The sequence below is a fragment of the Comamonadaceae bacterium M7527 genome (assembly GCA_021044545.1).
GTDB lineage: Bacteria > Pseudomonadota > Gammaproteobacteria > Burkholderiales > Burkholderiaceae_C > RS62.
On sequence record CP087990.1, the window covers coordinates 656617 to 669706 of the forward strand.

Here is a 13090-nt window from a genome sequence, read left to right on the forward strand (position 1 = left end):
AAACGCTAAATCTCAACCGCATCACCGGGTTTTTTCTGTGATTCATAGGGTTAATTTTCAATAGCAACAACTGTATTGAAGAGCCCATAGCGGGATAGACCTTCGTGACTGTCGATTCCTGTGTACCGTAACGATGCATCTTCATAACGCCTAAATGCAAAAACGGCTTGGTTCATATGCTCGGTATTGAATACCCTAAGCTGAACAAGGAGGTGAAAGTCTTTTACCGTTAAGCCTGTAACCGTATGGAATAAATCAGGCTCTATCTTTGTAATAACGTCTTGTAAAGTGTTCTCTCTAAAATCGGTCAGATACATGAAAGCAGGAATACGCGTAGCGAATTTAATTAATTTTTCTTGTACAAGCTTTCTCTTAGACTTGTATTCTCTTTCTTCCTCAGTAAGTTCTTTCTTTTCCTTGTCAGTCAAGTCTCGACTCTTACCTTTATTCTTAATTTCCTTTATCTTGTCGATCTTGTTGATGATAGTATCAATGATGTTGTCGCCTAGGGCACGCCAACCTTCAATACGCTCAACAGCAGCCATCGCCTCTGGATTATTCAATACCCGCCGCAATGTTGCGTTGTCAACATTGACCAGCAAAGCGCTTTCCCATTTGCGAGCTAATAGCGTAGCGGAAGTGCCAGCCATAGCTATATCAAGCACACCTCCAGCATCAATCTGTGTCATGTTTGCACCGTCATAAGCTAGTACGGGCAAGAATGACACAAGTTCTTCTACAGCTTTTTCGGGATTAGGCTCATTAGGTGACAAACCAATCCCATACTCTGATACCTTTCTAAGAGCACGAGTTGGTGCGAAGTCAAAGACAAAACAGACTGGCTTGAGTATTTCCTCTTCATTAGGATTGTCACCATTAGGGTTCTTAACAGACCACGGTGATTGCACTCGAAAAGCCGATTGAAAGTACGTTTCTGGTGACTTGAGATTTCTTAACATCAAGATGGAAGACCACTGTGGAACCGTTACACCAGTGGTTAACTTACCGCATGAGAGGGTAATAGTCTTTATATTAAAGTCATTACCAATTGCATCTCGTACAGGTGGAAGTGCCTCTAAACCAATGCCAGCGGATGTGCCAGCCGCTACAACTACTTTGTAGTCCTGCCAGAAAACATTGTGTTCTTCTTCAAGCAAGTTCTTCATGGCATGACAGGAGCTTACACTGTGCATGAACCAGAATGAATGCTGAAGGTGCGGCAATAATCTAACGTCAGAATATGGAAATGGAGGACGTGTGCCAATCTTTAACATCTCAGCAGATTGGGGTAAGTAACCACCACGAATAATATCCAACCACTTCTGAACATCTTGCTTATGCTTAAACTGCGCTGAGTTTTCCTCACCAGTCGCTTCGAAGAAAGAATTAAGGTCAAACTCATCAAACTCACCACCGCTTGCTATAGCCAGCAATTCATCTGGCATTTGATACGTCAGCAGACGCATTTGCGGTAGTGCCGCGTAGGGGTTAGTCTCTTTAGGTTTCTCAACAGCGAACTTTTCTTTTGCTTTTTGTTCGTCGGTATAAGTCCAGTTGAAGATCTGCTCTTCAATAAATTCACCTGAAGACAAAGCCTTAAAAGGTGTACCAGAAAGATAGAGATATGCTCTGGAGGTTATAGGCAAAAAGTCGCCTTCGCTATCTAGAGGCTCTCTTAAGTCTGCAATTATCTGATCATGCTCCTTTGAATATTCGTCGATATTTTCTAGCTCAAATAACTTATCCCCATCTGATGCGAACAAATATTTTGTTGTTTCACGCCATGCTCCAAAGTGATACTCATCAAAGATTACCAAGTCCCAATTGATGGTGTGTAGCCACTCATTCTTTGATTTAATCTTTCCATTACTATCTTTGCCAAGCAAGTCTTGTAACGAACCGAAATAAACAAGTGGAGTGAAGCTCTTTACCGCAGATGGATCACCGCCAGAGGCTTTAGACATGTATTGCCAACCTTCAAAGTCCACATGGCTTTCCAAATCTGTTTGCCAAGCATCTTCAACCGCAGGTTTAAAGGTAACAACAAGGACTCTTCTCGCTTTGAGTTTCTTTGCCAATTGGTAAGACGCAAACGTCTTACCAAATCTCATCTTGGCGTTCCATAAGAACCTAGGTGTAGAGTTCTTATCTTCCTTCCATATTGAATGAAAGTATTCGAAAGTTTTCTTTACTGCACTGGCTTGCTCATCACGCATGCTAAACGTCTGGTATCTGTCGCCGCTTAGTCGTTGCCCCGTCTGTAACTCAGTGATGACTGTTTTTACATCATTAACAGAGCATCGCATCCACTCTAGTTCAGATTTCTGAAACCTCTTCTGGACAAGCCTAGCTCGCACTTCATGGTCACTAAAGAACGAGCCATCATTCCTAAGTGCATCATTTATAAGCACTATTTCATAGTTTTTAATAGCCGCGGTCTTGAGCTGTTCCGCAACTCGTAACTTAACATCCCGTGTTGTTTGTCCAACCTTAAGAAGTCCAGAGTGAGCCTCATCGTCGATACTGTAAGCATAGATTTGAGGCCGTACTTGGGGCTTAGGTGAAAGTATTTCCTCAATCGTTTTATTCATCATCAGTCTCTCTTACAGCAAGCGATATAGGTTTTATGATTGACTCTATGTATTCGATGTCCTCAACGCTTAAATTGTATTTTTCGTACAGTTCACTATCGGTCCAACTTTTATCCCATTTTTGCAATGGAACCCACTGATAAGAATGTCGTGCCGCATCTTGATTAATCTTTCGAAGATGCAGAAGAAAACGAAAAAATTTAGTCTCATAGTAGCTCTTCGCGTTGATAGCCTCAGCCTCAGAAAAAAACGGACCAGCAACTAAAAATGAGCCTGTACAAATCTCGTTAGGCGGCAATACTGTTGGGGAACCAACAATACGATGAGGATAAGATTCAGCGACGTTATATACACGATTAAGCATTAACTTCCACGTGTCAATCATAGAAACATTTCGTGTAACCATATCCCTTGATACGTATCCAACGGCACGAACAGCCCCTCTACCTCCAGAGTTATAGTGAAGCTTAACGTCACCCTTATTAGGTTTAACCTTATGATCTTCAAAGTTTGTTCTGAAACCAAAAGGGTCAGGACCACTAATTAAGGATGAAAAATTTTCACCTGATGGATTAACTAGAACCTTGTTAAGAATTGATAGAGCCTCATTACTACGAACAAAAATTTCGTGCTGATCGAGGTCCCTTTGTGTAGTAGATTTAATTCCGTTGCGAACAATTGTTACTGAACATTTCCCTTTGTAACTTGAGTCCCAAAGAAAATATGAAACTCCACCACCAATCAAAACACCTGGGAAGACCTCATCGGCTTTAGGATAGTCGACAATGTATCTAAGTCTCTTATCTCGAAGCATTTCTTCCCGATAAGTGTCTAAACCTCTCCCACCAGCAAACCAACGTGAAGGAGTAACCATACTCAAAAATTTCGGATCTAGAGACTTAGCACTTTGAACAAATTTTTGATATAGAGGCATAGCACCACCAACCCCTCCATCATCTAATTGATAGGGTGGATTTCCGATGATCACATCAAATCGCATACCTTCTCCAAATATTTTTTCAATCAAATCATTGACATTTTCAGAATGAATAAAGGCGTATGCATGAGTATCTAGACCCTTCGCACGACCAAATACAGACTTTGAAGCACCACAAAACACACACCTATCGTTCACCCAAGAGTGTTCAATATTTTCAAACCAGATGTTTCCATCTTTACTTTTCAAGCTCTTGGCAATGGAGTGCTCACTGTCAGCATTCCTTGAGCAATACACACTTCTACGGGCTAACAAGCTGGTCAATTTAGTGATGCCAATGCCGTAGACTTGTTTGCTTAATATATGGTCGACTCGTTTTTCAAGATTGGGAATTGTTTTTTCAAGCCCTTTCGTGAGTCGTGATGTAATTTCTCTTAAAAATATTCCAGATTTTGTACAAGGGTCAAGAAACTTGACATCCTTGTTCTCCCAAATATTTTGACGGTTGTGATCTTTGGCCCATGCTTCAGCAAGCATGTCTAACATCTGATTCGCCAATTGTGGTAGTGTAAAAACCTCGTCATTCGACAGATTGGCGATGCAAGTTAGAACATCTGGGTTGCGATGGCGGAGCGTGAAACTGGCTTTTTCATTCATCATCGTCTCCTTAATTCGATTGCAGTTGTGCGGCTATCTCAACTGCTGTCATTGGCTTGGATGTCTTAATAGGAGTGAAAATCGCGTGTTGATCTAGGTCAGCGAACAAGGAGCCTTCAGCACTAAATGCAGATGAACCTATCAGCACATCAAACTTAAAGTCACGACGCTGAAACTTTCCTTTTCCTAGGTAACCCCACTCTGCGAAAGTAATTGGGCTACCCTTTATGTCTTTCATTGTTAGCGCGTTACCGTGTACGATATTTTGGGTAAGTACATATTCACCGCAGGCATACAAAGCATCTTCCTGGCTGAGGTTTAGGTACTCAGCATAAATTTTTAAAAGGTTCGCTTTACACTCAGCAATGTTGTCTTCTAGTAGCTCAATTCCGTAGATGCACATCACGCTTAAAGCGGCATAGTGTTTACGAGCAAATTCCGATTTTGCGTACTTCATTTCTACTGTGGCCAGCTTTCGCATTAGGATTCTTTTTAGAAAATTCCCACTTCCACAAGCTGGCTCCAAGAAGCGAGCGTCCAGTCGCTCTGACTCATCTTTGACTAAGTCAAGCATTGCATCCACTAGCCACTCTGGCGTAAACACTTCGCCATGTTCTGAAACACGTTGTTTGGATTTGATTAAGTTCATAGGTTGGTACAGCCACTTGTGTAACGACAAAACCTATAAAACAACGACTTGTCTAAAGAAAGCTACTTCCGCTCAATGCGGCAGGTGGCTTGCTGTTGGCCGGTGTGATGGTCTGATGGGCGGCTGCGGCCCACAGTGGTGGTTGGATCAGGCCTAACATGTAGCTCATGGATATTTAAAGGTTAATACAAGGTATGTAAAACCGTGAATAATATCACCTAAGTACTCATTTAGTTGATAAGCAAGGCGTACCCGCACAGTGGCCCAGCAGGCATCGCATACGGCGTGCCGCGCCCCTTGGCTGGCGCGTCTACCTGCTTACCAACAACGCAAACAACGCAGGCGTTAGAGTGCAGCGCACAACAAAAAGCCCGCAGTTACGCGGGCTTTTTTGTTGTGCGGCCTAGGCCAGCTAGAAAGTTACTCCCACTCAATAGTGGCAGGCGGCTTGCTGGACACGTCGTAGGTCACGCGGTTGATGCCGCGTACTTCGTTGATGATGCGACCAGATACCTTCTTGAGCAACGCGTAGGGCAGCTCGGCCCAGTCTGCTGTCATGAAGTCTGAGGTTTGCACGGCGCGCAAGGCCACCACGTATTCGTAGGTGCGGCCATCGCCCATGACGCCTACGCTTTTTACCGGTAAAAACACAGCAAAGGCTTGGCTGGTGAGGTCGTACCAGGTGGCGCCGGTTTCGGCGTCGGTGTGGTTGCGCAGCTCTTCGATGAAGATGGCGTCGGCTTGGCGCAGCAAGTCGGCGTATTCTTTTTTCACTTCGCCCAAAATACGCACACCCAAGCCTGGGCCTGGGAAGGGGTGGCGGTACACCATGGCGTGCGGCAGGCCCAGGGCCACGCCCAGTTCACGCACTTCGTCTTTAAACAATTCGCGCAGCGGCTCTAGCAGCTTAAGGCCCAGTTGCTCTGGCAAGCCGCCCACGTTGTGGTGGCTTTTGATGGTGACGGCTTTTTTGCTGTTGGCACCGCCAGACTCGATCACGTCGGGGTAAATGGTGCCTTGCGCCAAAAACGTCGCGCCCTTGTGGCCGCCGTCGCCTGCTTTGAGTATGGCGGCCTGCTCTTTGAACACGTCTACAAACAAGCCACCAATGATTTTGCGCTTGGCCTCTGGCTCAGACACGCCTGCGAGCTTGCCCAAAAACAAGTCGGCAGCGTCTACGCGAATCACGCGCGCGTTGAGCTTGCCCTCAAACATTTCCATGACCATGTCGCCCTCGTTCAGGCGCAACAAACCGTGGTCAACAAACACACAGGTGAGCTGGTCACCAATGGCGCGGTGTATGAGCGCAGCTGCGACAGACGAGTCCACGCCACCGGACAAGCCCAAAATAACTTCTTCGTCGCCCACTTGTTCGCGGATGCGAGCCACGGCTTCTTCAACGTAGTCGCCCATGATCCAGTCGGGCTGGGCCTTGCAAACGTCTAGTACAAAGCGCTCCAACATGGCTTTGCCCTGCACGGTGTGTGTCACCTCTGGGTGAAACTGCACGGCGTAGTAGCCGCGCGCTTCGTCCGCCATGCCTGCTATGGGGCAGCTTGGCGTTGATGCCATGAGCTTGAAGCCCTCAGGCATGCCTGTGACCTTGTCACCGTGACTCATCCACACTTTGAGCATGCCGTGGCCTTCGGCGGTGGTGAAGTCGGCAATGCCGTCCAACAATTTGGTGTGGCCGTGTGCGCGTACTTCGGCGTAGCCAAACTCACGCGTATGACCGCCCTCCACCTTGCCGCCCAACTGCTGCGCCATGGTTTGCATGCCGTAGCAAATACCCAGCACGGGTACGCCCAGCTCAAAGACGGCGTCAGGAGCGGCGTCGGTGGACTCTTCGTACACGCTGGCGTGGCTGCCAGACAGAATCACGCCTTTCAGGTTGCCGTCTGCGGCGTAGTCACGCACCCAGTCGCTTGTTACGTCACAGGGGTGTACTTCACAAAACACATGGGCCTCTCGCACGCGACGCGCTATGAGTTGGGTGACTTGTGAGCCGAAATCAAGAATGAGGATTTTTTCGTGTGACATCAATGCAAACGGGCCTGTGGTGAAACAGGCCCGGTGTGGTTGGTTAACTGTTAGTGACTGTGGCTATTTTAAGCGCTGGCCAAGGCGACTAGTTGCCCCGGTAGTTGGGCGCCTCTTTGGTAATGCGCACGTCGTGTACATGGCTCTCACGCACACCTGCCGTGGTAATTTGCACAAACTCGGCCTTGTTTTGCATGTCGTCAATGCTGGCGCAACCGCAATAGCCCATGGACGCACGCACGCCACCGGCGAGCTGGTACAAAATGGCCACCACAGAGCCTTTGTAGGGCACTTGGCCCTCAATGCCCTCAGGTACCAGTTTGTCTGCATTGGGGTTGCCGGTGCTGGACTCTTGGAAGTAACGGTCTGCACTGCCCTGTTGCATGGCGCCAATGCTGCCCATGCCGCGGTAGCTTTTGTATGAGCGGCCCTGGTACAAAATCACCTCGCCCGGCGCCTCTTCTGTGCCGGCAAACATGCCGCCCATCATGACCGTGCTGGCGCCTGCGGCAATGGCTTTGGCCACGTCACCGCTGTAGCGCACGCCGCCGTCTGCGATGAGTGGCACGCCAGTGCCTTTTAGCGCAGTGGCCACGTTGTCAATGGCTGTGACTTGTGGCACACCAACACCGGCCACAATGCGGGTGGTGCAAATGCTGCCTGGGCCAATGCCAACCTTCACGGCGTCTGCACCGGCTTCTACCAGCGCAAGTGCTGCCGCTCCAGTGGCAATGTTGCCGCCAATCACCTGAATGTGTGGGAAGTGTTTCTTCACCCAGCGCACGCGGTCCAGCACGCCTTGGCTGTGGCCGTGTGCTGTGTCAACCACTATGGCGTCAACACCAGCGGCTGCCAGCGCTTCAACGCGCTCTTCTGTGCCTGCGCCTACGCCTACTGCGGCGCCCACCAGCAAGCGGCCCGCATCGTCGCGCGCCGCATTGGGGAAGTTGAGCTGTTTGGTGATGTCTTTAACGGTGATCAGGCCGCGCAGCTCAAAGTCGGCTGTAATAACCAGCAAGCGCTCCAGCTTGTGTTTGTTCAGCAGCGCTTTGGCTTGCTCTGGTGTGGTGCCTTCTGGCACGGTTATCAAACGCTCACGCGGCGTCATGATCTCGGCCACGGTTTGGTCAAAGCGTGTTTCAAAGCGCAAGTCACGCCCCGTCACAATGCCCACTACTTTGCCGGCGTCTACCACCGGAAAGCCAGACACGCCAAGGTCTTCAGACATTTGCATGACTTGGCGAACGGTGTGGCCAGGAGTGATGACAACGGGGTCTCGCACCACGCCGCTCTCGTAGCGCTTGACCTTGGCCACTTGCGCGGCCTGCTCTGACGCGGTGAGGTTTTTGTGCACGATGCCAATGCCGCCTTCTTGCGCCAAGGCAATGGCCAAGCGGGCTTCGGTCACGGTGTCCATGGCTGCTGAGACCAATGGCAAATTCAAGCGCAACTGGCGCGTAAATTGGGTGGTGAGGTGGGTGTCCTTGGGCAGGACTTGCGAAAACGCAGGTACCAACAACACGTCGTCGAAAGTAAGCGCTTGACCTAGCAGCCGCATGTAAAAGCTCCAAAGAACGCAATTTTAACGTTACGTCTGGGCGGCGCTGTATACACAGCGAGCGGTTTGGCCTAATAGCCCGCTTTTGCCCCTGCCCGGCGCTTTGAAAACAAGCCGGCGCCCCGCGCGCCCTGGGTGGCAAAACGCTCGCGCCTGGCCACCATGGGGTCTACCAGCAAGGGGCGGCACAACTCCAGGCGGTCGCCATGACGCAGCACTTCAGTTAGGCCAATTTTTCGTCCCCACAAGGCGCTTGTCCATTCGCCTGCCAGCGCGCTGTTGGCTGCAACTTGCCAGTCTGCGTGCGTGGCAATGTGCTGCAAGGCCTGTTGCGTGGTGGTGCCCACGTCCAGGTCTAGCGTCAGCGTTTGCAGCTGCCGGGGCTTTGTTGAGGCCATCACCTGTATTTGCATGCGCTTGGTGTCTTGCTTCATGGCTGATGAGCAGTCGCGTCTGCGCGCGCCACAAAGGCCTCCACCATGGTGGCGGCAATCTTGTCAAACACAGGGCCTACCAGCATCGCCAGTGTTTTGCTGGCAAAGGCATAGGTTAGCGTGAAGTTCACTTTGCACGCTTGTACATGGCCCTGCTGGTCTGGCTGGCCCAGTGGCGTAATAGTCCATTCACCCTCAAGGTGAGAAAACGGGCCGTCAACCAGCTGCATGTGCACCAGGGTGGACTCATCTGGCCTTTGGGCCACGGTGTGGGTGTTGCGCGTGGTAAAGCTTTGGTGCAAGCCACCCAATGCAATGCCCACTTGCGCCGTCATGCCAGCGCCGTCTTGCGACAGCACTTGGGCCTTGTCACACCAGGGTAAAAACTGGGGGTATTGGTCAACGCCTGTCACCAAATCAAACATGCGTTGGGGGCTGTGGTGAAGTAAAACAGACTTGCGAACGGTTTTCATACAATAGTGGGCTTTGCGCAATGCATACCTTGCATTGTAGGCAAAGCGCTGCACTTAACTTCTATGGCCACATCTAACGCATCAGGCAAGCCCAAAAAGCCATTGCCCGCCAAAATTGCGGACAACAAGCGCGCGCGTTTCGACTACGCCATTGAGGACACTTTTGAAGCCGGTATGGTTCTGGAGGGCTGGGAGGTCAAGGCGTTGCGCCAGGGCAAGGTCCAGCTGACAGACGGCTATGTGGTCATTCGCAACCAGGAGCTGTTCATCATTGGCTGCCAGATCAACGCGCTGATCAGCGCGTCTACCCACGTGCGAGCGGACGCGGTGCGCACCAAGAAGCTGCTACTCAAAAAGGACGAGATCCGCCGCCTGGTGGGCAAGGTGGAACAACGCGGCTACACACTGGTGCCACTCAACCTGCACTGGAAAAACGGCCGTGTGAAATGCGACATAGGCCTGGCCAAAGGCAAGGCCGAATACGACAAACGCGCCACCATCAAGGAACGCGAGGGCAAACGCGAGGTTGAGCGCGCCATGAAAGAGCGGCACAAATAACGCGTCACCGCGGTAGCGGCTGGGTCAGCGGGCTTGTGCCTCAGCTCAGATGCGCCAGCGGATGCTCATGCTCGCCCCAGGGCGACTTGAAAAACACCTGCACCATGTCCTCACCGACACCGGCGATGCTGGGCGGGTTCCATTGGGGCGCATGGTCTTTGTCCACCGCCAAGGCCCTAATGCCCTCAACCGTTTCACTGGCAGCCCCTGCGCGCCAGTTAAAGCATTGGTAGACCATGTCGCGCTCCATGCGCAGGTCTTCGGCCAGGGTCATACCACGGGCCTTGCGCACTTGTTCCAGCACCACGTGCAGCATCAGCGGTGAGCGGGCTCTGAGCACTTGCAGCGTGTGGCTAGCCCATTCGCCCTCCATGCCTGCGAGCATGGCTTCCATTTCGCTGACCGTATCAAGGCCAAACACGGCGTCAATATGCGTGCGGTCTTTAAAGACTTCAGGCAGCGGTGCGGGGCTGGCTTTGCCTTGCACCCAACGCTCTACCGCCTCGGCGCTTTCAAAGGGCGTATCTTGCAACTCTTGCCACAAGGTGGCCAAGCGGCCTCTTTCCACGCATATGTCGGCCAAGCCCGATGCAATGGCGTCCCCTGCGTGTATGACCTCGCCAGTAAGGCCCAAGTACTCGCCTATGCGACCCGGTGCGCGACTCAGGAAAAAGCCGCCGCCTACATCTGGAAACAAGCCAATATTGGTCTCTGGCATGGCCAGCTTGCTGTGCGGTGTGACCACGCGCAGGCTGGCGCCCTGCGCAATGCCCATGCCGCCGCCCATTACCACCCCGTCCATCAAGGCGATGTAGGGCTTGGGGTATTTGTGTATGAGGTGGTTTAGCGCGTACTCTTGCGTAAAGAAGTCGTCCAGCGCTGTGTCACCTGCCAGTGCAGCTTGGTGAAAAAACCGAATGTCGCCCCCAGCACAAAAATGGCCGAATGGGCCGTTTTTGTCACTGCCGCGAATAACCACGGCCAACACCGCATCGTCGTCTTGCCAGGCCTCAAGACACTGCGTAATGCTTTGCACCATGCCTAGGTCTAGCGCGTTCAGCGCCTTGGGGCGCGTGAGGCTGATCAGGCCAACGCGACCGCCCACGTAGGCGTTCACAAACTCGGTATCCAGTTGAAATGAAGGTGATGGTGTGAGGGACTTGGTCATTTGTATCCTTGCGGCCTGTGGTGCACCGCTTGCATCAGTGGCCAACAGCACACAGTGGCTGCTGGCCAGCAGAACGTACATAGCAAAAAGGACGCCTAGGCGCCCTTTTTAGCGGGAATTAACCCATGCTGGTGTCGCGACCCGCGCGCTTGCGGTCTGACTCTTTCAAGTGACGCTTGCGCAAACGAACGCTCTTTGGTGTGATTTCAACCAGCTCGTCATCTTCAATAAATTCAACACCGTACTCCAGTGTCAAGTCGATTGGAGGCGTGATCTTGACCGCATCTTCTTTGCCGCTGACGCGGAAGTTGGTGAGCTGCTTGGTACGGGTGGCGTTAACAACCAAGTCGTTGTCACGGCTGTGGATGCCCACAATCATGCCTTCGTATACAGGATCGTTGGCCTTGACCATCATGCGGCCACGGTCGTCAAGCTTGCCCAGGGCGTAGGTGAAAATTTCACCGTCGTCCATGGAGATGAGCACGCCATTCTTGCGGCCACCGATATCGCCTTTATGAGGCTCGTAACCATCAAAGATGTTGGAGATCAGGCCAGAGCCACGGGTCAAGTTCAAGAACTCGTTGGTAAAACCAATCAGGCCACGCGCTGGAATGCGGTACTCCAGGCGCACGCGACCACGGCCATCGGGCTCCATGTTCACCAGCTCGCCTTTACGCTCGCCCAGTGCCTGCATAACGCCACCTTGGTGCGATTCTTCGATGTCTGCTGTGACCAGCTCGATTGGCTCGCAACGCTGTCCGTCTATTTCACGGAACACCACGCGTGGCTTGGACACAGCCAGTTCGTAGCCTTCGCGGCGCATGTTTTCCAGCAAAATGGTCAGGTGTAATTCACCACGGCCACGTACTTCAAAAATACCTTCTTCGTCGGTTTCGTCAACACGCAACGCGACGTTGTGTTGCAGCTCTTTTTGCAGGCGGTCCCACAGCTGACGGCTGGTCACAAACTTGCCTTCACGACCGGCCAGTGGGCTGGTGTTCACACAGAAGTTCATGGTGAGCGTTGGCTCGTCCACGGTCAACATGGGCAGTGGTGCGGGCTTTAGCGGGTCTGTAATGGTTACGCCAATACCGATGTCTGCAATACCGTTAACCAGCACAATGTCGCCCGGGCCGGCTTCTGTAACCTGTACGCGCTCCAGGCCCTGGAATTTCAACACCTGGTTGATACGGCCTTTGTAAGACTTGCCGTCAGGGCCTTCCATAACCACCACGTCCATTTGTGGCTTGATGGTGCCTTGCTTGACGCGGCCCACGCCAATGCGGCCCACGAATGTAGAGAAGTCCAGTGCCGAGACTTGCAACTGCAATGGCGCTTGCGCGTCACCGCTTTGTGCTGGCACGTGGCTCAAAATGGTGTTGAACAAGGCAGCCATGTCTGGGCCCCACTGCTCACCGGGTGCGCCCTCGTCCATGGACGTCCAGCCATTGATGCCTGAGGCGTACACCACCGGAAAATCCAACTGCTCGTCGGTAGCACCCAACTTGTCAAACAAGTCAAACGCAGCGTTGACAACAAAGTCGGGGCGCGCGCCTGGCTTGTCAACTTTGTTCACCACCAAAATGGGGCGTAGGCCCAAGGCCAAGGCTTTCTTGGTCACAAAGCGCGTTTGTGGCATGGGGCCTTCTTGCGCATCAATGAGCAATACAACGCCGTCAACCATGGACAAGGCGCGCTCAACTTCACCACCAAAGTCCGCGTGTCCTGGAGTATCAACGATGTTGATGTGTGTACCTTCCCAGCTCACGGCACAGTTTTTGGCAAGAATGGTAATGCCGCGCTCACGCTCGATGGCGTTGTTGTCCATCACGGTGTCCACGACTTTTTCGTGGTCTGCAAACGTGCCGGACTGGCGCAGCAATTGGTCAACCATGGTTGTTTTGCCGTGGTCAACGTGGGCAATGATGGCAATGTTACGAATAGGCGTTGTCATGAAAAATCCTCAAACCCTTAAAAAACCTAGAAACTCAAAAACCTAAAACTCAAAATCTTAGAACTTGCTAA

The 13090-nt window shown here is 51.6% G+C and carries 10 protein-coding genes; 1 reads left to right on the top strand and 9 read right to left on the bottom strand.

The window, feature by feature from the left end; translation table 11 throughout:
* Positions 1-50: 50 nt before the first annotated feature.
* The 7 genes from LN050_03105 to LN050_03135 form a co-directional block, all read right to left on the bottom strand.
* Entirely contained in the window at positions 51-2594 is a 2544-nt protein-coding gene (locus tag LN050_03105) for a DEAD/DEAH box helicase family protein (protein UFS56849.1), read from the bottom strand.
* Complete coding sequence (locus LN050_03110) at positions 2584-4185, bottom strand: Eco57I restriction-modification methylase domain-containing protein (protein UFS56850.1); 1602 nt, start codon at positions 4183-4185, stop codon at positions 2584-2586. Before LN050_03110 ends, LN050_03105 begins: the two co-directional genes overlap by 11 nt.
* Positions 4186-4195: 10 nt before the next feature.
* On the bottom strand, positions 4196-4834 hold the full coding sequence (locus LN050_03115; protein ID UFS56851.1) for an SAM-dependent methyltransferase: 639 nt from the start codon (positions 4832-4834) through the stop codon (positions 4196-4198).
* Positions 4835-5254: 420 nt separating this feature from the next.
* Complete coding sequence (gene guaA, locus LN050_03120; GenBank protein UFS56852.1) at positions 5255-6874, bottom strand: glutamine-hydrolyzing GMP synthase; 1620 nt, start codon at positions 6872-6874, stop codon at positions 5255-5257.
* 88 nt (positions 6875-6962) lie between these two features.
* Complete coding sequence (gene guaB / locus LN050_03125) at positions 6963-8432, bottom strand: IMP dehydrogenase (GenBank protein UFS56853.1); 1470 nt, start codon at positions 8430-8432, stop codon at positions 6963-6965.
* A gap of 71 nt (positions 8433-8503) precedes the next feature.
* Entirely contained in the window at positions 8504-8866 is a 363-nt protein-coding gene (locus tag LN050_03130) for an RnfH family protein (protein UFS56854.1), read from the bottom strand.
* Positions 8863-9339 carry a type II toxin-antitoxin system RatA family toxin gene (locus LN050_03135; GenBank protein ID UFS56855.1) on the bottom strand — a complete coding sequence of 159 codons (477 nt, stop codon included), beginning with the start codon at positions 9337-9339 and terminating at the stop codon, positions 8863-8865. Before LN050_03135 ends, LN050_03130 begins: the two co-directional genes overlap by 4 nt.
* Before the next feature lie 63 nt (positions 9340-9402).
* Here LN050_03135 and smpB point away from each other — a divergent pair, with 63 nt between their 5' ends.
* Positions 9403-9897, top strand: coding sequence for an SsrA-binding protein SmpB (gene smpB, locus LN050_03140; protein ID UFS56856.1), 495 nt, complete (start codon positions 9403-9405; stop codon positions 9895-9897).
* A gap of 40 nt (positions 9898-9937) precedes the next feature.
* Here smpB and LN050_03145 read toward each other — a convergent pair whose 3' ends face one another.
* On the bottom strand, positions 9938-11065 hold the full coding sequence (locus LN050_03145) for an enoyl-CoA hydratase/isomerase family protein (GenBank protein ID UFS57302.1): 1128 nt from the start codon (positions 11063-11065) through the stop codon (positions 9938-9940).
* Between the two features lie 118 nt (positions 11066-11183).
* A complete protein-coding gene (gene typA / locus LN050_03150) occupies positions 11184-13019 on the bottom strand; it encodes a translational GTPase TypA (GenBank protein UFS56857.1) in 1836 nt (611 codons plus the stop codon).
* Positions 13020-13090 lie beyond the last annotated feature (71 nt).